The sequence below is a fragment of the Acinetobacter sp. ME22 genome, assembly GCF_022012315.1.
Lineage (GTDB): Bacteria > Pseudomonadota > Gammaproteobacteria > Pseudomonadales > Moraxellaceae > Acinetobacter > Acinetobacter brisouii_A.
Genome location: NZ_JAKLTL010000015.1, coordinates 17412 through 37844 on the forward strand (window position 1 = coordinate 17412; position 20433 = coordinate 37844).

A 20433-nucleotide genomic window follows, 5' to 3' on the forward strand; every position below is an offset into this window, starting at 1 on the left:
AGAGGATAAATAGGTTTATTGGATAAAACCATTTATAACACATAAATATATGTGTTAGACACATATATTTATGTGTTTTTATGTAAATATCACCCTATGCTATAATCCTGCAATACCATTTCTATAAATTTAATCAAATGCCATATAGTGAATTTCAACGTCTTATCGGTAAAGCAGGCCTTTCAATTAAGGAGTTTGCTGCATTATTAGATATGAAGCCCAATTCGATTACGAATTACAGTAAACAAGGTATGGTTCCTATGCATATCGCTGTAATTGTTGCGTTGATTTCGACGATGAAAGATGAAGGATTAGATTTTTATCCAGTTTTTGAAAAAATTAAGTCATATTCACCAGAATAAAAGACTCATTCTTTAAGTACTGTAAGCTGTTGAGTGGATATTTTTTCTTTTTATCAATTTTCATAAAGGCTTGTATTATGGCTATAGAAAACCCTGTAAATCGTCGTAATAGCACTGAATTGAGAGATGTTAAAGGGGTAAACTATGACCTTGAAAAAATTAAAGAAGGTTTAACTTCTGGGGTTATTGATGTACCTAAACATCAAAGCGTTGAGGAAACAGCGATCTGGCTATCTGAAATGATGGAAAAAAGAAAGATCAAAGTGTAGATGGTTATATGGCTTTAGAATTTTGGCGACTATTCAGCTCTCTTTTTTATTGAAGAACCGTGAAATATTCAGTGTATACCCCATGCAATAGTCTGGATTAAGACGACTAAAACGATATTTCTAGGATCAATATAATCGTCATCTAAATCTTAATGAAACCAGCTTTACCTAGCACGGTTCTTGATTAGAGCGGTGCTGGGTTCTTGTGTATTAATGTCTTTTAGGTAAAAGTGTGACCCGTAAAATTATTCGAACCAGTTTTTGGGGCAAGTTATTTAGCCCAATCCGTCAGATGATTGTGACAACAGACTACATTGAAGTTCAGTATAAGAATCAAGATACACGTCAATTTCCTTATCAGCAGAGTCAAGGTATTGCCCAGCTTCAACAGGGTTTCTGGGGATCTAGATTTTCATGGCATGTTGCAGAACAGTGTTTAGATTATTCCATGCTGAATCAGGCAGATTTAGATGGTTGTTTTGAGCAAATAGTTCAGGCAAGTCAGGTAGCACTCAATCAGAATCTTACTCAAGCCCTGAACAGCTTTCAAACACTGGCACGACAACAGTATTTACGTGAATCCAGTCTCGAGACGCTAAAGACAACATTGGTTCCATTACTGCAAAATTATCTGACGGCTCAGACTGTTTGGCAAAAACAGCTTGATCCCAAAATAGTACAGCAACTAGGTCAGATACAGCGCTACCTGCCTTTAGATCAAGGCAAGTCTGTTCTCCGTCAGGAATACGAACAACAACAGTTGCAGCAGCGCCACAGCTTCTTTGAGCAGATTGAGTCTAATCCACTGACTGAACAACAACGTCTGGCGGTCATTCGCAATGACGATCGTAATCTGGTTCTGGCCGCAGCCGGAACAGGAAAGACCTCGGTGATGGTGGCAAAGGCCCTAGATTTGATTGATTCAGGGTTAGCCCATCAGCATGAGATTTTAATTCTGGCATATAACAATGCAGCAGCCAAAGAATTGCGAGAGCGCTTAGAAAAGCGCAGTCAAAGTTGTGGTCTTGCCCCAGAGGATTGTCCTGAAGTGATGACCTTCCATGCTTTAGGGCGCAGTATTCTGCAGCAACAAAAAATCCCCACCTATTTATCGGTTTTTACCGAAGACCCGACGAAATTAGAAATCTGGATGACCGAATGGCTGAGCAACTATCTCCAGTCTGATCCAGATGGGCTGAGCCGTTTTATTGAATTAAGTTACCAGCCGGTCAATGTCTTCGATTTTAAAACGAAAGCAGAATATGACCGTTATGTGCGTGATCATGAATATCGTACCTTGCAAGGTGAACGGGTACGCGGCTATCAGGAACTGTTGATTGCCAACTGGTTATTTCTGCATGGTATTGCCTATCAGTATGAAGCGCCTTATATCACCAAGCGGCGGATTGAACTGGGATTCGACTATCGCCCAGACTTTTACTTAAACGAGGCAGACGTTTATCTGGAACATTTTGGGATTGATCGTCAAGGTCAAACCCGACCGGATATTCCATCACAAGAATACAATGCCATTCTTCGCAAGAAACGGGAATTACATCAAAGCTGTGGCACGACCTTGTTGGAAACCTATCATTATGACTGGACTGAAAATCGGCTTGAACAGCGCTTAGCACAATTGATGCAGCAACAGCAGATTGCAGTGATTCAGAAATCGGCTCAGGAAGTTTTTGAGGTGCTGAATCAGTCCGGCATGATCAGTAGCACTGCCAAGCGCTACGTCAAGAGCCTGGCTGCGATTCGGGTGGAACGCCTAGACCGCGCTGCCATTCTACAACGCCTTCAGCAGCAGGGTATCGCATTTGCCGAACATTATGCTGACCTGCTGGATCAAATCCATCAAGCCTACTGTCAGAAATTGCAAGATGATCACAGCATTGATTTTGATGACATGATTCTGCAGGCCACAGACTTAATTCGCCCCGATGCCTTTTGCCCAACATGGACCCATATTCTGGTAGATGAGTTCCAGGATATTTCCATGGCCCGTATGCAACTGTTGCAGGCATTAATCCAACAAGGTCCTTCCCCAATGCTCACTGTGGTAGGCGATGACTGGCAGTCGATCTACCGCTTCTCCGGTGGAAAACTGGAACTCACCACACGATTTGCCGATCTGGTCGGTCCCCATTCCCTGACCAAACTGGAAAAGACCTATCGCTATAACAACAGTATTGCCTTAACTGCGGGCAAGTTTGTAATGCAAAACCCGGAGCAGTATCAGAAAAATGTGGTCACAGCCACACGGGTTAAAGAGTCTGCCGTGTATTTGCTGGATAGTCATGCCCAGCATCAGACACTGGAAGATCAGGTTGTTGAACTGATTCGAGAAATCAGACAGGAAAATGCCACGGCATCGATTGCCGTCCTGGCACGCTATCGCTATTTGCTGAATAACGTCAAAGGCCGGGTACGATCAACATACGCCAATATTGCCTACTGGACCTTTCATGGTTCCAAAGGGCTGGAAGCAGACTACTGTATCTTGATTGGATTTTCTCAGGGAAAAACCGGTTTTCCCAATCAGAATAAAGAAGATGCGGTTGTGGATGCCTTGCTTCCGTCGCTGGATCGCTATCCACATTCTGAAGAACGACGGCTACTGTATGTTGCAATCACCCGGGCCAAACACAAGTGCTATATTCTGGCTGATTCAAGAGCCCCTTCGGAATTCATTACCGAACTCCTTGCCCCCAAATACCAACTGAATATCCTGTCTGAAAGTTTTGCCAGTGAATATCGCCAAATCTTTAAATGCCCTGTCTGTACTGACGGCTACTTTAAAATGACAGAAGGCCAGTTTGGGAAGTTCTATCGTTGTAGCTCGGGAAGTATCTGCCGATCTAAGCCGAGAGTATGTGAACAATGTAGCTCACCTAGCTTGGATCAGCATGAGCACAGCATTTGTCAAAATCCAAATTGTCGAAAAGAAATCAAGATCTGTGATCAATGTGGCCGACCGATGAAATTACGTACCGGGCGTTATGGGAAGTTCTGGGGATGTTCCGGTTATGGCATTCCACATGACCAATGTAAGAATAAGAAGAAGTTCATGGCTTAAGGATAAAACTCACCTCTAGACCCCTGAGTTTGCAACATTGAGCATTCGGAACCTTTGATCATCTGACAGCTTTGGTGAATTTTTCTCTAATGCTGTACGCCATATCTCACATGGATAGGGGACAATGTCCCCTATTCAAGCTGGACTAAATTTCTTATTCTGAACGCATTGAGGAACAGGAAGTTCCGGAACATCAAACAAAAATAATAAGTTCTCGCATCAGGATCGTGAGGGATGACAGGAGTTGACCCTAGACGCAAATACGGGAAAAGCCCCAACAGGATGTTGGGGCTTTTTTCATTTCGGATAAGAGATTTGTGTTCAATAAAAATGAAATAGAATCCATCATTTGTAGATAACGTAGACTTTTTAAAATGCTATCTAAGATTTATGAATGATTTTTTAAATCTTCCAGCATTGCTTCACGATAAGTTTGTGTGAATAGGTTGATTTTTATGGATAAGTAAATCTTAATAAAAATTATAATTTTCTGTATTATTTCTGTGCAAAAAAAATATTATTACCAAAAAAAATTCAAAAAAAAAGCAATAAGTCTTTATTAAATATATTCTTGCACCATTATTTATCACATTAGTTATTCTTATATTAAAGTTTAAAATAATTAGTTTGTGTTACATCTTTCGCTTCCTATATCTTGATTTAAACATAGATTAGTCATCTTTATTAGAACCAGAAATGTATTTCATACAATAAGGCACTACTTAAAAATTACTAATCAGATATCAATTTATTAGGGATGAAATGTATGGAAAAAAAAGATCACTCCAAACGTGCAGCAGCAGCAGCATTCATGGGGACAACGATAGAATTTTATGATTTCTATGTTTATGCAACTGCAGCAGCGCTTATTCTAGGCACTATTTTCTTTCCTCAGACTGATCCAGTAACAGGAACATTGGCATCATTTGCAACACTTGCAGTTGGATTTATCGCACGACCCATGGCTGGTATTGTTTTTGGTCATTTAGGAGATCGGTTAGGTCGAAAAAAAATGTTGCTGTTTACGATGGTACTGATGGGACTAGCGACTACATGCATTGGATTAATTCCTAGTTATACCAGTATTGGTATTTGGGCACCTATACTTCTCGTTTTTTTCAGATTTTTACAGGGGATTTCAGTTGGAGGGGAATGGGGAGGTGCTGTACTCATGGCTAGTGAACATGCACCAAAAGAGAAAAAGACGTTTTTTGCATCTTTTGCACAATTAGGTAGTCCTGCAGGTTTAATTCTCTGCTTATTGGTGTTTAGAGGTGTTAGTACGTTAGATGAACATGCATTTGCCAATTGGGGATAGCGAGTACCATTTTTATTCAGTTTTATTTTGATGGCGATAGGTTTTGTTATTCGCTTTGGGATTGAAGACTCTCCTGAGTTCGTAAAAACAAAAGAGAATGCACAAACTTTGAAACAGCCTGTAAAAGAGCTACTTTCAAACTATTTCCCGCATGTAGTTTTTGCAGGACTCACTATTACGATTGGTACAGCTGGTTTCTTTTTTACCAATACATTTATGATTACTTATGTCACTCAATATCTAGAAATTAGTAAAAAAACAATTTTAGATGCTTTATTTTTAGTCACAGTAATTCAATTTTTAACTATGCCAATAGCAGCATGGGTTGCAGATAGAATTGGAGCACAGCGTTTTTTAACTATCGCAGCAAGTTTATGTATTATCGTACCTTACCCGATGTTTATGTTGGTGGAAACAAAAAATATTATTTTAATTACTTGTGGTATTAGCTTAGCTGTAGTGACTTTATCAGCACTATATGCAGTCGCAGCTGGTTTTATGGCAAATATTTTTCCAACGCAAGTTCGATATTCAGGCATTTCTATTTCTTATCAATTTATTGCTGCGATTGCCGCAGGGACAACTCCATTCATTGGCACAATGCTAGCGAGCCATTATGCTGGGCAATGGATGCCTCTAGCTATCTTCTTCAGTTTCCTATCATTTTTATCATTAATTGGTGTAATTGGTGTAAAAGTTATTCTAAATAAAAATCAGAAGAATATACCTAATGTGGATTCAATCGTTGCTGAAGAATCAATTTAAGTTTAAGGAAATAGAACATGAAGCATTTAAATGAAATTAATCTAATTGAATGGAAAGCCCGCTGTGAATTAGCTGCTTTATATCGTTTAGTCGCATTTTATAAAATGACAGATTTAATAGATACACATATTAGTTATCGATTACCACATGAACCACAGCATTTTTTAATCAATCGCTATGGTATTCCTTTTGACAAAATGACTGCATCACATTTAGTGAAAATTGATCATGAGGGAAATATCATCGAATCTTATGACCAAGGCAAAAGAGTGAATAAAGCTGGTTTTGTGATTCATTCAGCAATTCATCATGCTTGTCCTGAGATTAACTGTGTGATTCATACTCATACGGCTGATGGTGTTGCTGTCTCAGCACAATCACATGGTTTATTACCTTTATCACAGCACGCACTAAAGTTTTATAACCGTATTGGATATCACGATTATGAAGGAATTGCTTTATCTCTAGATGAGCAAAAACGATTGGTTGAAGACCTTGGGCAACACCGCTGTATGATTCTGAGAAATCATGGTTTGCTTTCAACCGGAAATACGATTCCTCGTGCTTTTCATGAAATTTATTTTTTAGAACGAGCATGTCAAATTCAAGTCAAAGCACTTTCTAGTACTCAGCTAAATTACCTAGCTCCTGAAGTATGTGAGCATACTGCTCAACAATTTGATAGAGATGAGGCCGAACAGATTATTTTAGATGCTTGGCATGCTGCTTTGTCATTGATTGAGCAACAAAAAGATGAGTACTGTTTATGATTGTTATTGCCTCAACTAAACCTTATGCCCAAAAAATGCTCCTTGATGCATTTCAAAAATACGCACCCGTTGGAAGCTATTGCTTAACTGAGGATTATTGTGCCAGCCAAGCGACGACAGCAGCCTGTTGGTTTCCTGATTTAGAAAATCTAAATCAGTTACCACATTTGCAGTTAATTCATTCGATGGGTGCTGGTATTGAGCATTTAGATTTAGCGAAAATCAAGAGCTCACATCAAGTCTGTAGAATTATCGATCAAGACCATAAGTATGGGATGTTGAGCTATATTCAATGGGGAGTTTTATATTATCTGCGGTATTTTGACCAATATTTACAACAACAAGCAGAACGAGTTTGGAAACAACTTCCTCAGTTAAAAGCATCTGAACTTCAGATAGGCGTGATGGGACTCGGTGAATTGGGTGCGTTTGTTGCTGAAAAATTGGCTAGTGAAGGGTATCAGGTATCAGGTTGGTCAAGGTCTAGAAAGTCCTTAAAACATGTTGAATGTTTTGCAAATGATGCTGAATTTGAAATTTTTTTATCAAAAAGTCAAATTTTAATTAACCTGTTGCCTTTAACAGATGCAACGCGCGGAATTTTATCTCAGCCAACATTTGAAAATTTGCCAAGAGGTGCAGCAATCATCAATAGTGGTCGTGGGGCACATCTCAAAACTCAAGATTTACTAGATGCAATCGATTCTAAACATATTCGTGGTGCAATCCTAGATGTATTTGAGCAAGAGCCTTTAGATCAGCAAAGTCCATTATGGAGTAGGGCTGAAATTGTATTGACACCACACATCGCATCACATGCACCGCTTGAAGTAGTAGTGAAACAGATATTAGAAAATGACAGACGAATCTCTCAGAACTTACCATTACTGAATTGTGTAAATATAAAAAGAGGATATTAAGATGAAAGTAAATAGTGAAAGATTATGGAATTCGCTAATGGACATGGCGAAAGTTGGTGCAACAGGAAATGGAGGAAACACCCGATTAGCACTGACGGATCAAGATGTTTTAGGTCGTAATTTATTGATTAGATGGGCAAAAGATTTAGATTTAGACGTAAAATACGATGCTATCGGAAACATGTTTCTGAAAAAAACAGGACTTGATCAATCATTAAATCCAATTGTTATCGGTAGCCATTTAGATACACAACCTAAAGGTGGACGGTTTGATGGCATTTATGGAGTACTCGCAGGGTTTGAAGTCATTCAATGTCTATATGAAAGAAACATTCAAACTGAACATCCACTCGAACTTGCAATTTGGATGAATGAAGAAGGTGCACGTTTCACTCCTGCGATGATGGGGTCTGCAGTATTTACAGGTAAATTTCAATTAAAAGACACTTTGACAGCACAAGATAAGCAAGGCATTAGCGTTGCTGATGAGTTATATCGTACAGGTCAACAGGGAGAATTAGATTTACAACGTGCTTTTGCAGCTTATTATGAATTACATATTGAGCAAGGACCTATTTTAGAAAATAACCAGAAAGAAATTGGTATTGTGACTGGTGGACAAGCCATCATTTGGTTGGATATTCAAACGACGGGGAAAGCTGCTCATGCAGGTACGACGCCAATGTCCATGCGTCATGATGCAATGATTGGAACAGCCCAAATGATTGTAGATTTGGAGAAAATGGTTCTTCAGAAGTTTCCAGATGGTCTTATTACTTTTGGGGAGATCTCTGTAGAAAATTCTTCAAGAAATACAATACCAGCAAACATTCATTGGACAATAGATTTACGTCATCCTGATGATACTGAAATGGAAAGTATGAGAAAAATAGTACTTCAAACTCTGGATCAATTAGCTCATAAACGTGATTTAGACATTAATGTCAGATTACATTGGCATAGTCCAGCTACACCATTTGATAAAAAGTGTATTCAAACTGTTTTAGAGTCAACCCAAGCTCTTGGTTATAGTTATCAAAAGATTGTGAGTGGTGCAGGGCATGATGCCATCAATTTGGCAAAGCATTGTCCAACAACGATGATCTTCATTCCTTGCGAAAATGGATTAAGTCATAACGAGGCAGAAAATATTACTGACCTACAAGCAAAACAAGGCGCCGACGTTTTGTTAAGTAGTATTTTGAAGTTTGATCAACAAGTTACATTGGCTCAAGTCAGTTAAGGTTTTGGGGAAAATATTATGAAATTATTTTTTCATTCAGAACAATTGAAACATCGTCCTGCAAGTTATTATTCCAGAGGTAAAATGAGAGAGCCTCAGGAAAAACCAGAGCGTATGCATGAATTATTACAAACAGTTGCACGCTTAAATTTACCACTTTCAACAGCTAAAGATTTTGGTACAAAACCATTACTTGAAGTACATACTTTGGGTTATCTTAACTTTCTCCAAAATGCGCATAAAGAGTGGATGGACTTACCAGATGATTGGGGAGAGGAAGTACTTTCAAATATTTTTGTGCGTGAAAATAATCGAGAAATAGGAATATTGGCAAAGGCTGCAAAATATTTGGCAGATGGTAGTGCTCCAATTGGTAAAGACACATGGACATCCGTATATTGGTCGGCACAAACTGCGCTGTCTTGTGCGGAAGCTTTGGTTCAAGAGAATGAACAATTCGCGATTGGACTAACAAGACCTGCAGGACACCATGCAAGAAAGGATGGCGCTGGTGGTTTTTGTTATATTAATAATGCAGCAGTGGTTGCTCAATATCTTAAACAACACTATTCACGTATAGCTATCATTGATACTGATATGCATCATGGACAAGGAATACAAGAAATATTTTATGATCGTCCTGATGTGCTATATACATCAGTTCATGGTGATCCAACAAATTTCTACCCAGTAGTGACAGGCTTTGCTGATGGATATGGTATAGATCAAGGCTATGGTTATAACAAGAACTTTCCAATGCCTCATGGCAGTAGTGAAAAAACTTTTTTTGAACATATTGATCAAGCCATCAACTTTGTTAAACTTTTCCAACCTGAAGTAGTTATTCATGTAATGGGGTTTGATGTTTATGTTGATGATCCTCAAGCAAAATGTGCTGTAAGCACAGCAGGCTTTGAAAAACTAGCAGAGAAAATTAAATCAGTTGGAGTCCCAACAATTAGTTTAATTGAAGGTGGTTATTGTATTGAAAAACTGGACGAAAATTTCCAAAGTTTTTTAAAAGGCTTTGATATCCATTCAACACCCAGTAAAGCAGGTAAACAGGAAGTCAGTGCGACATAATCCTGCTGCTATGATCTGGATCTAATTCGGGAGATAGAACATTAAGAGGTACGTAGATATGAGATCAAATATATTATTAGAAAAATGTAATTGGTCACTACTACGTATCTTCCGAGTAATTGTTCAAGAAGGTAGTTTAAACAAAGCGGCAATTAAATTATTTCTAACACAGTCAGCAATTAGTCAAAGTTTAAAAAGACTAGAAGAACAAATTGGTGAAGTCCTGATTATTAGAGCGGGAGGGAAATTTTATTTAACACCAACAGGTGAAATTGTATTTGAAGCCAGCCTGATGATTTATAGTCAATTAATGGATTATGAAGAGCGGCTAAATACAGAAAAAAATAGCCTATCTGGCACAATCAAGCTTTTGGTATTGAGTCGAGTCGAATCAGCACGCTATGATCAGTTACTTCATGATTTTCATCAAAAGTATCCACTAGTTGATTTTCAAGTCGATGTTTTGAAGAGTAAAGAAATTCAACAGCTATTATTACAAAAAATACCTGCTCTTGGGATTGGTATTAATCAAGTTGAACATCCAAAGTTAAATTATCACATGCTTATCAATCAAAAATATGCACTGTTCTGTAGTAATAAACACCCACTATATACTGAAAATATTCAATCAATTGAGCAAATTAAAGGGCATGGGTTTATCTCATTTCAAAGTGAACAATTAAATGATCCATTATCACCATTAAGTGAGGTAAGAGGAAAAATTTTAAAAAGTAATAAATTATTGGTGACTACAAATAATATGGATGAAGTCATCCGTTTTATTCAAAATGGTATCGGTATTGGTTTGTTACCTAAACATATGATTGAGAAAAACCATTTGATTACAGTCTTCAAGCAGCTTCCACCGTTTCCATATGTTTCTATTATTCCAATACTATTAGCATGGCATAAGGATAGAGAGCTATCGTTAGTAGAGCAATATTTTATTAATGAATTAAGAAGCATCTTTCCTAGCACTACATTCAAGAAATCTTAGAATTTTCATTTAGTTAAGTTTATTTTTAACTTGTATAGTCGATAATAATTTTTCACCAAATTCAGAAAGATTCAAGTTTCTTAAAAATGGGCACTTGATTTAGTAATAAAAAAAGATGTCGATTCAAATCTACATCTTTTTGGTTAGAAATAATTTGTATTAGACTAACCTTGCAATGCAGGCATGACAACTTCTTGCACAATTTGCATACCTTCTGAAGTACTCCAACTGCCAGTCAATTCTGCGATTAATTGATTTGTACTTGTTAATGTAACACCCGCTTTTAACATACGTTGTAAAGCAATATCGTCTGCCATTTTACTTGGAGAACCACCTGCATCAGCAACGACTTGAACTTCATAACCTTGATCAATCAAAGTTAATGCTGGATATACTGTACATACGTCATTTGTTACCCCCGCAATGATGATACGCTTACGTCCTGTTGCTGTGACTGCTGCGGCAAAATTATCATCATCCATTGCGTTGACGATGCCTAAACGCTTAATACGGGCTTCGAATTCAACAGGTAAAATATCTTTCAGCTCATCCATCAAAGGCCCCTGAGCATATTCTTCCATGCTAGAAGTAAGTACAGTCGGAATATTCAGAATTTTTGCTGTTTTAGCCAACATAACTGCATGGCGTTTCATCTCTTCGAGTGAAATCGAGTTAACCCAGCTCATTGTTCCAACTTGATGGTCAATCAATAACAACGCTGAATCTTCACCTGTAAATCGTTTGAAAGTCATTTGAGTTCCCTCATTTAATTTGATAATGGTTTAGCACTAAAAAAAACGAGTTTTGCTCCTCGTTCAAGAGCTTTCAAAGAAATATACTGAGTTACTTCTTTTTCTTTAAAAATAGGGACATGTAAATCATCAAGCTTAAAGATCTGATCATCTACAAGAACTTCGCCATAGACAGGTAAGAGAAAGCCAGAATGTTCAGGTACTAAGGTCAAAATAAGTTCTGCGTTTGGTTCTAGACTAATGTCCAACATTGTGACTTCAGTGGGTGGGGTCAGTGGTGATTGAACATTTTCAAAATGACCTAAAGGCACACGAACTTTAACCCCTTCTCGATGTACTGTAGGGACATCTTCAGCTTCAAGAATGAGATAACCTGGTGCTGTTTCTTGTAAGTGCGATGGCAAGTTAATAAAGATTTGTAGTGAATGTACGGTCTTTCCTGTTTCAGCAGGAACTTCTTCATGTACGATCCCTTGACCAGCAGTCGTCCAATGCAGACCACCTGGTTTTATAAGATTTTTGGTCCCAATTGAGTCGCGATTATTAATTCCTGTTTCTGAATCAAGGAATAAATATGAAACTGCTGAGAAGCCTTGATGTGGATGAGGAGGAAAAGTCGGTCCACTCATCCATGCATGATCAACGCCAATAAATGGATTTGTTGCGTTGTACGCACCTCTTAAGCCATATGCTCTAAATTGGCTACCAATGTTTATGCGTTCAAGTGATAAGATTTCAGACATGACTTTCTCCTCCTTTCAATTGACTTCGCTTATGCTTGGCCATGTGTTGGATAATCGGTATAGCCTTTCTCTGTTCCGCCAAAGAACGTCATACGATCGGCTTCATTCATTGGAGCATTGGTTTTTAAACGCTCTACAAAATCAGGGTTGGCTAAGACCATTTGTCCATAAGCTTCCAAATCAGCTAAACCACTTTCAAGATCAGTTCCAATTTTTTCTCGTGGTTGGTCAGGGCGATTAAGAATGAGTGTTTGCGTCCAAAGATTACGAATATCTGCTAAGAGTTCTTCATTGCCTTGATGCATCACATGTACATAAACAAGCCCTAATTTATTCAGTTCTTTCACTAGATAGCGATATAACTCTGGACCTTCTTCACCTTCATCAATTCCCCATAAAGTTGTTCCAGGTGATAGACGAATACCTGTGCGATCTGCACCAATCTCTTCTGCAATTGCTGTAGCGACTTCAATGGCAAAGCGAGCACGGTTTTCAATGGAACCACCATATTCATCGGTACGTGTATTGGCACTTGGAGCAAAAAATTGTTGAATTAAGTACGCATTAGCACCATGAATCTCAACACCATCTGCGCCAGCCTCAATTGCAGATTTAGCTGCATGTCTAAAGTCCTGAATCGTTTGTTTAATTTCGTCGATGCTTAAGGCTTTAGGTGTTGGAATCTCTTGCATACCAGTGGCTGTAAACATACCCATTTCTGGTGCAATGGCTGAAGGCGCAACCCCTAAACGATGATGAGGTGTATTGTCTGGATGTGACATCCGACCTGCATGCATTAATTGGATGAAAATATGACTCCCTTTTGCATGAACAGCATCAATGGTTTTTTTCCAGCCTTGAATATGAGCATCGGTGTATATCCCTGGTGTGGTGAGGTAGCCTTGCCCATCATCTGACGGCTGCGTACCTTCTGTAATAATTAAGCCAACACTTGCCCGTTGTGCGTAATATTCTGCTGAGAGTTCACCTGGTGTACCATCGAATTGAGCACGAGAGCGGGTCATCGGTGCCATCACAAGATGATTGCTTAAGGTATAACGACCAAGTTGAGCGGGTTCGAATATTTTGTTCATGTTCTACATTTCCTTTAAATTTCTACAATCAGCTTCAGTGACATGAAATCTGATTTTTGAATTACTGCGATATGCTGATTAGTATTCATTAATTTAAAAAATGGATAAATAAGCTAAAATGAAAATGATTGCTGCATAAATGGAACAATAACAATGGAACTTTTGAATGACATGGCGTTGTTTGTTGAAGTCTGTAAAGTCATGAGTTTTAGAAAAGCGGCAGAGAATTTAGATATGCCGAGTTCAACGCTTTCAAGAAGAATCAGCCATTTGGAAGAAGCAATTGGTCTGCGATTACTACATCGGACTACACGAAAAGTTGAGCTGACAGAAGCTGGGCAGATTTATTTTGAACGTTGTAAACGAATTGTTGGTGAAGCCAAGCTCGCTCATGAGCAATTAGGCGAGATGCTTTCTAAACCAAGCGGAACATTACGAATCTCTTTACCTGTTGATTTTGGAACCATTTTTTTAACATCATTATTGGTAGAATTCGCAGAACATTACCCAGGTATTAATTTCGAAATTGATCTCACGCCCAGATTAGTTGATTTAGTTACTCAGAATATTGATGTCGCGATTCGTATGGGAAATCCTCCAGATTCCAATCTAATTGCACATAAACTCATGCAATTCAGAGGACAGCTTTTTGCATCGCCCAAATACCTAGAACAATATGGTATTCCTCAACATCCGAATGATCTTGTTCATCATGAATGTTTGAGCTTCCCGAATAACACACATTGGAAACTGTATCGAGCTGAAGAGAAAATAGAAGTAAAGATTGGTGCGAGATTCATGCTGAATAATGTAGGTATGACCCGAAAGTTATCTCTTCTTGGTCAAGGCATAATATTTACCCCTTATGAAGTGGTACAAGATGACCTAAAAGCAAGTTTGTTGACGCCAATTCTTTCTGAATGGAAAGGTGATGTTCTACCCGTATATGCTTTGACGGAAACTCGCTTACTACCAGCAAAAGTTCGGGTGTTTATTGATTTTTTGCGTAATCATCTATCTATAAATAATTAAATAAATTTTTAAAAATTAACAGGGATCCGAGATGAATTTTTTATTTCTCTTAAAGATAAACTTGATTGAATTGAAATAATTCCAGGCTGTTTACGGAGAATATTTTCAACAAAATGGCCATATCCTTCCAGATCAGTTGCAATAATAGTGAGTAGGTAATCCGCTTCACCGGTTACCTTATGGCAAGATAAAACTTGATCTAACTCACATATCTTCTCTTCAAATTGATCTGGTTGAATACCAGAGTGCTGACCGAATCTAATCTGTACAAATGCAAGGACATCGATTCCTAATTGCTTACGATCTAGATTGGCTTGATAGCTTTTAATAATCCCTATTTCTTCTAAGCGCTTTTTTCTACGCCAACATGGAGCTAATGACATTGATAATGTCTCACTCAATTCTGTACTTGATAGCGCACCATTTTGTTGTAACAGACCTAAAATTTTTAAGTCTGTTAAGTCTAAATTCGCTTTAGAAATTTTATTGCTCATTATGGTGATAATTGATAATAATATTTCTAAATATCTCATTTTATAAAAAGAAAAGCAAAGTAATTTCTCGTGTTCTTTTTTAAATTATATCTATGTTCTTAAATACAAAATACAGGAAAGCAATGCTGACTATATATAGTTCAAAGCATCACTTACACCATGGTTCAGAGTTAAAAGATGGCACAGTAAGTGCCTCTTTTGAAAAGCCTCAGCGTGCAGATATGGTTTTGGCTCGTGTAAAAGCGGCTAATCTAGGCAAAGTACATCAAGAAAAAGAATTTGATCGATCTTGTTATGTGGCAGCACATACGGAGCGTTATATTCAGTTTTTAGAAAATGCATGGTCTGAATGGACTGCAACAGGAAAGCAATGTGATGCGCTTCCCTTAGTTTGGCCAGTCAAAGACTTGGGAAATGCAAATGAGCCAGAATTTATTGATGGTAAGCTTGGATTTTATGCAATGGACGCAGGCTCTCCAATTACTGCTGGAACATGGGAAGCAGTAAAGGCTAGTGCTGATACTGCATTAACCGCCGCAGAGCAGATTATGTGTGGACAACATTCTGCTTTTGCACTGTGCCGGCCTCCTGGGCATCATGCTGCCAAAGAATATATGGGTGGATATTGTTATTTAAACAATGCTGCAATAGCTGCGGAATACGTTTTAAGTAGTGGTGTTAAGCGTGTAGCCATTTTAGATGTTGACTTTCATCATGGTAATGGAACACAAAATATCTTTTATGAACGTAATGATGTCTTTTTTGCATCTATTCACGGGGATCCTAAGATATCTTACCCTTACTTTTCTGGCTTCGATTATGAGACGGGCGCAGGTCAAGGTACTGGTTTTACAGCAAATTATCCATTACCTAGAGATACTATGTGGAGTGAATATGTAATGGCTTTAGAAAATGCATTACAGAGAATTCAACAACATGATACAGAGTTTCTAATTATTTCATTAGGCGTTGATACTTTTAAAAATGATCCAATTAGTCACTTTAAATTAGAGAGTGAAGATTATTTCAAAATGGGTGATCTCATTTCTAAGCTTAATATTCCTACATTATTCATTATGGAAGGTGGGTATATGGTAGATGAAATAGGGGTAAATGCTGTGAATACATTAATGGGATTTGAAGGTCGAATATAGATAATTTGACTATAAAAGTTAGCTTTTTGCCTACGAGCGCATCCCAAAAATTAGGCTTTATAGGTAGATAACAGAAGACTGGTTTCAGTGTTGTGAATGCCCGATATTCTTCTAATTTTACCTAATGCTTGATCGAGTTCTTCCAAATTTTTAACTTTTAGTTCGACAAGAAGATCCCATTTTCCATTAGTAGAATGCAAGCTATTAACTTCAGGTTGTAAACGTAACTCCTTGATAATATTTTGCATTCTAGTTCCTTCTATCATGATGTTCATCCAGGCACGAATCATATGATGTTCGAAACTAGGCTTAACCTTTACCGTATATCCAGTGATGATGCCAGTACTCTCCATAAACTCAATTCGTTTTTGAACAGTTGCTCTTGAGGCTCGTACCTTTTCAGCAATCTCAGTGATCGACATTCTTGCATTTTCACGTAAGAGGTTGAGTATGTGTAGGTCTGTTGGATTCATTTTGATAAAAATGTATTTACAATTTGAGAAAATATAGAACTTTTTGATCTTTTTTACAACTATTTCAAATCAATTTGATAGCCAATAATACTGTAATCGAAATGTAACAGTAGATATTTTGCCAAACTAAGCATTTATCAACTTGTTGATTTTAATCATCGTTATTCACTAAATGTGTTGAGTATTCATCATGCAAACAACTAATACAGTATTGATGGTAAGACCCGCGGCATTTTATGCAAATCCACAGACTTTACACAGTAACTCATTTCAGAAACATATTGAAAATTCAGTAGATACAACTTATCAAGCTCAAATTGCTTTCGATCAATATAGCGAAGTGCTACGTCAGGCTGGTATTCATGTTGTGATTATTGAAGATGGTTTGATCAATGAAACACCTGACTCAATCTTTCCGAATAATTGGTTAAGTACCAGTAATGATGCATCTGTTTTCACTTATCCAATGGAGGCACTAAATCGACGTCGTGAACGCAGACCCGAAATTCTGAATAAGCTTTGTCATGAATTTATTGTCAATAAACATATTGATTTATCACCTTTTGAAAAGCAGGGATTTTACTTTGAAGGGACTGGGGTATTGATTTTAGAACATGACCATCAAAAAGCTTTTGTTTGTCGTTCTACCCGAAGTGCAGAGCTAGTTGGACAAGAATATTCAAAGTTATCAGGTTATGAATTGTTTTGGTTTAACGCGACAGACCGTAATGGAAAATCAATTTATCACACTAATGTCATGATGAGTTTGGGTACTCGCTTTGCAGTGGTCTGTCTTGAATCCATCCATGATGAATTAGAACGTAACCAATTGATAAATCTATTGGAAGTATGTGGAAAAACCATTATTGATGTCAGTTATGAACAAATGGAAAACTTCTCCTGCAATATTTTAGAACTGAAAAATACAAACAATGAGCCAGTTTATGCAATGTCGACACGCGCATGGAATGCATTTAATCCAGAACAGCAAAAACTGATTTCTGATTATGCACATCTGGCTTTGGCTCCAATAGATGTTATTGAAGACTTAGGCGGTGGCGGTGCACGTTGTATGTTAGCTGAAATTTTTTTACAACGTCATTCTGATGAGGAAAGCACATGGAAATAGATACTTTAAGTGATACAACCATCAAGGCAGATGAACATGTTTTGCAGAAAAAACTGGAAAATCGGCATATTCAGTTAATTGCCATTGGAGGGGCCATTGGTACAGGCTTATTTATGGGGGCGGGTAAAACCATTCATTTATCGGGCTCATCCATTATTTTAACTTACATGATTGTTGGATTTTTCATGTTTGTAGTGATGCGAGCTCTTGGTGAATTATTGCTTTCAAATAGTAAATACCGTTCTTTTGCTGATTTTACTGGAGAATATCTCGGAGGTTGGACAGGATTTTTTATTGGCTGGACTTATTGGTTGAGCTGGGTAGTTGCTTGTATCGGGGATGTTGTAGTAATAGGAGGTTATTTTCAATTCTGGTTCCCAGACACTCCTTTGTGGATCCCAGCATTTAGTGCATTAGCTGCTCTAATTCTTCTTAATGCAATGTCCGTGAAAGCTTTTGGTGAAGCTGAATTCTGGTTCTCGATTATTAAAGTTTGTGCAATTGTACTACTTATTCTTGTTGGATTTTGGATGATCTTTTCAGGATTTAAGTCCCCTAATGGAGTACAAGCTTCCTTTCATCATGTAATTGATCCTGCCGTTATTTTTCCAAATGGAACATTAGGCTTTATTGCGGGATTTCAAATTGCTATTTTCTCTTTTATTGGAATTGAATTAGTTGGAGTTACTGCAGCGGAAACAAAAAATCCTGAGCGTAATTTACCACGTGCGATTAACTCAATTCCTTTTAGAATCATGTTGTTCTATGTTCTGTCATTAATTTGTATTATCTCTGTGACTTCTTGGCACTATATTTCACCAGATAAAAGTCCATTTGTTGAGCTATTTTCCCTTGCAGGCTTACCTGCCGCTGCAGCCATTATTAATTTTGTTGTACTAACATCGGCTTTTTCTTCTGCAAACAGTGGTGTATTTTCTACTAGTCGCATGTTATTTGGTCTTGCTTGGGAAAAACAAGCACCGAATCAGTTTAAAGTTTTATCAAGAACCAATATCCCATTACGAGGTTTATTAATTTCTGGTTTTTGCATGTTCACTGGTGCCGTTCTTCTCATTTTTATTCCAAATGTCATGACATTATTTACGATGCTATCGACATTATCTGCGATTTTTCTAATCTTTATTTGGTCACTCATTATTCTGGCATATCTTTCTTATCGTAAGAAACGTCCAGATTTACACCAAACATCTATTTATAAAATGCCTGCTGGGAACCTCCTTTCTTATTTATGTTTAGCCTTCTTTGGATTCGCATTAATTGCAATCTGTCTAAAAGAAGATACACGTATGGGGCTATATCTTGCACCTATTTGGTTTATTTGGCTAGCAATCGCTTATCGCTATAAAGAGAAGATTAATCAGTTTATTTCTGGAAATTGTGATTAGTTTAAAAGTTAAAATACTTATTAAATAATATGCAAATATTTATTTTATTTAAAATATATCAATAGCTTACATTTATAAATAAAAAGCTAATGATGTAATGGAAATGATTCAGAAGAGGTTTCAATGTTAAATCAAGTGATTACACGTCAAGATTTTGATCGATATATGGTTCCCGTTTTTGCTCCTGCAGCATTTATTCCAGTAAAAGGATTAGGCTCAAGAGTTTGGGATCAAAATGATAAGGAATATATTGATTTTGCAGGTGGAATTGCTGTGAATGCTTTAGGACATGCACATACAGTTGCCATAAATGCAGTTAAAGAACAGGCTGAAAAATTATGTCATATTGGGAATGGCTATACTAATGAGCCTGTCCTTAGGTTAGCAAAGCAATTGGTAGAGAGCACTTTCGCTGATAAGGTTTTCTTTTGTAATTCTGGTGCTGAAGCGAATGAAGCAGCATTAAAGCTTGCACGTAAAGTTGGACGATTAAGCGAAATAGATGGAAAAAATGAGATCGTTGCTTTTCATAATTCTTTTCATGGTCGTACCTTGTTTACAGTCTCTGCTGGAGGACAACCCAAATATTCTAAAGAATTTGCTCCACTACCTGACGGTATTCACCATATTGCATTTAATGATTTAGATGCAGCAAAAGCAACCATCAATCAAAAAACCTGTGCGGTTATTGTTGAACCTATTCAGGGTGAAGGTGGGGTTATTCCTGCTGATTTAGATTTTTTAGCTGGTTTGCGTGAATTATGTGACCAAACTGGTGCTGTTCTTATTTTTGATGAAGTACAAACTGGTGTTGGCAGGTCAGGGCGTTTGTATGCATACATGAATTCAGGCATCGTCCCTGATATTTTAACCACAGCTAAGGCCTTAGGAGGTGGATTCCCTATAGGAGCAATGCTAACAACAAACCAATTTGCAAACCAATTTGCAGTGGGTGACCATGGAACGACATATGGTGGAAATCCATTGGCATGTGCAGTTGCTGGAGCGGTATTTAGTCATATCAATACACCAGAGGTATTAAATGGTGTCGAAGAACGCCAAAAGTATTTTAAAAATGCTCTGTATCAATTAAATGAAAAACATGAACTTTTTGAAGTTATTCGTGGTGATGGGTTGTTAATTGGATGTGTTTTAAAAGAAGAGTTCGCTGGTAAAGCAAAAGATATTAATAAATTAGCAGGGGAAGAGGGTTTACTTGCACTTGTTGCTGGTCCTAACGTTATCCGCTTTACACCTTCTTTAATTATTCCATTTTCTGATATTGATGAAGGACTCAAACGATTTGATCATGCACTTGCTCGCTTCGTTAAAAGTCAAAAAGGGGAATAA

Annotated in this window: 18 protein-coding genes and 1 pseudogene; 14 read left to right on the top strand and 5 right to left on the bottom strand. The window is 37.6% G+C overall.

What is annotated here, in order from left to right:
• Nucleotides 1–137 precede the first annotated feature (137 nt).
• From LVY74_RS15460 to LVY74_RS15500, 9 genes and pseudogenes are all read left to right on the top strand, one after another.
• Nucleotides 138–362, top strand: a complete 225-nt coding sequence (locus LVY74_RS15460; protein ID WP_111895308.1) for an XRE family transcriptional regulator — start codon at nt 138–140, stop codon at nt 360–362.
• Nucleotides 363–439: 77 nt separating this feature from the next.
• A complete protein-coding gene (locus tag LVY74_RS15465) occupies nt 440–631 on the top strand; it encodes a hypothetical protein (protein WP_237815804.1) in 192 nt (63 codons plus the stop codon).
• A gap of 232 nt (nt 632–863) precedes the next feature.
• Nucleotides 864–3710 carry a UvrD-helicase domain-containing protein gene (locus LVY74_RS15470; RefSeq protein WP_237815805.1) on the top strand — a complete coding sequence of 949 codons (2847 nt, stop codon included), beginning with the start codon at nt 864–866 and terminating at the stop codon, nt 3708–3710.
• A gap of 766 nt (nt 3711–4476) precedes the next feature.
• A pseudogene (locus tag LVY74_RS15475) lies at nt 4477–5793 on the top strand (MFS transporter).
• Nucleotides 5794–5810: 17 nt separating this feature from the next.
• Entirely contained in the window at nt 5811–6563 is a 753-nt protein-coding gene (locus tag LVY74_RS15480; protein ID WP_237815806.1) for a class II aldolase/adducin family protein, read from the top strand.
• Nucleotides 6560–7483: a 2-hydroxyacid dehydrogenase gene (locus tag LVY74_RS15485; protein WP_237815807.1), complete on the top strand. Its 924-nt coding sequence runs from the start codon at nt 6560–6562 to the stop codon at nt 7481–7483. The genes LVY74_RS15480 and LVY74_RS15485 overlap by 4 nt, the downstream gene beginning before the upstream one ends.
• A 1-nt stretch (nt 7484) precedes the next feature.
• On the top strand, nt 7485–8726 hold the full coding sequence (locus LVY74_RS15490; protein WP_237815808.1) for a Zn-dependent hydrolase: 1242 nt from the start codon (nt 7485–7487) through the stop codon (nt 8724–8726).
• Between the two features lie 18 nt (nt 8727–8744).
• Nucleotides 8745–9809, top strand: coding sequence for a histone deacetylase family protein (locus LVY74_RS15495; RefSeq protein WP_237815809.1), 1065 nt, complete (start codon nt 8745–8747; stop codon nt 9807–9809).
• 58 nt (nt 9810–9867) lie between these two features.
• Nucleotides 9868–10806, top strand: coding sequence for a LysR family transcriptional regulator (locus LVY74_RS15500; RefSeq protein ID WP_237815810.1), 939 nt, complete (start codon nt 9868–9870; stop codon nt 10804–10806).
• A gap of 164 nt (nt 10807–10970) precedes the next feature.
• On the opposite strand, the gene LVY74_RS15505 is transcribed toward LVY74_RS15500, so the two are convergent.
• From LVY74_RS15505 to LVY74_RS15515, 3 genes are read right to left on the bottom strand one after another with little or no spacing between them, the layout of a single operon-like run.
• Complete coding sequence (locus LVY74_RS15505; RefSeq protein ID WP_237815811.1) at nt 10971–11558, bottom strand: isochorismatase family protein; 588 nt, start codon at nt 11556–11558, stop codon at nt 10971–10973.
• 14 nt (nt 11559–11572) lie between these two features.
• Complete coding sequence (locus LVY74_RS15510) at nt 11573–12301, bottom strand: pirin family protein (RefSeq protein WP_237815812.1); 729 nt, start codon at nt 12299–12301, stop codon at nt 11573–11575.
• A 29-nt stretch (nt 12302–12330) separates the two neighbouring features.
• Nucleotides 12331–13395, bottom strand: coding sequence for an alkene reductase (locus LVY74_RS15515; RefSeq protein WP_237815813.1), 1065 nt, complete (start codon nt 13393–13395; stop codon nt 12331–12333).
• 153 nt (nt 13396–13548) lie between these two features.
• On the opposite strand from LVY74_RS15515, the gene LVY74_RS15520 reads away from it, so the two are divergent.
• Nucleotides 13549–14427 (top strand): LysR family transcriptional regulator, encoded by an 879-nt coding sequence (locus LVY74_RS15520; protein ID WP_237815814.1) that lies wholly within the window; start codon nt 13549–13551, stop codon nt 14425–14427.
• A gap of 8 nt (nt 14428–14435) precedes the next feature.
• Here LVY74_RS15520 and LVY74_RS15525 read toward each other — a convergent pair whose 3' ends face one another.
• A complete protein-coding gene (locus LVY74_RS15525; protein ID WP_237815815.1) occupies nt 14436–14960 on the bottom strand; it encodes an Lrp/AsnC family transcriptional regulator in 525 nt (174 codons plus the stop codon).
• A gap of 83 nt (nt 14961–15043) precedes the next feature.
• Here LVY74_RS15525 and LVY74_RS15530 point away from each other — a divergent pair, with 83 nt between their 5' ends.
• On the top strand, nt 15044–16075 hold the full coding sequence (locus tag LVY74_RS15530) for a histone deacetylase family protein (protein WP_237815816.1): 1032 nt from the start codon (nt 15044–15046) through the stop codon (nt 16073–16075).
• 50 nt (nt 16076–16125) lie between these two features.
• On the opposite strand, the gene LVY74_RS15535 is transcribed toward LVY74_RS15530, so the two are convergent.
• A complete protein-coding gene (locus LVY74_RS15535; RefSeq protein WP_442862807.1) occupies nt 16126–16581 on the bottom strand; it encodes an Lrp/AsnC family transcriptional regulator in 456 nt (151 codons plus the stop codon).
• Nucleotides 16582–16738: 157 nt separating this feature from the next.
• Here LVY74_RS15535 and ctlX point away from each other — a divergent pair, with 157 nt between their 5' ends.
• The 3 genes from ctlX to LVY74_RS15550 all read left to right on the top strand — a co-directional run bounded on the left by ctlX (nt 16739) and on the right by LVY74_RS15550 (nt 20433).
• Nucleotides 16739–17677: a citrulline utilization hydrolase CtlX gene (gene ctlX, locus LVY74_RS15540; RefSeq protein ID WP_237815818.1), complete on the top strand. Its 939-nt coding sequence runs from the start codon at nt 16739–16741 to the stop codon at nt 17675–17677.
• A complete protein-coding gene (locus LVY74_RS15545) occupies nt 17668–19083 on the top strand; it encodes an amino acid permease (RefSeq protein WP_237815819.1) in 1416 nt (471 codons plus the stop codon). Before ctlX ends, LVY74_RS15545 begins: the two co-directional genes overlap by 10 nt.
• A 123-nt stretch (nt 19084–19206) precedes the next feature.
• Complete coding sequence (locus LVY74_RS15550; protein WP_237815820.1) at nt 19207–20433, top strand: bifunctional succinylornithine transaminase/acetylornithine transaminase; 1227 nt, start codon at nt 19207–19209, stop codon at nt 20431–20433.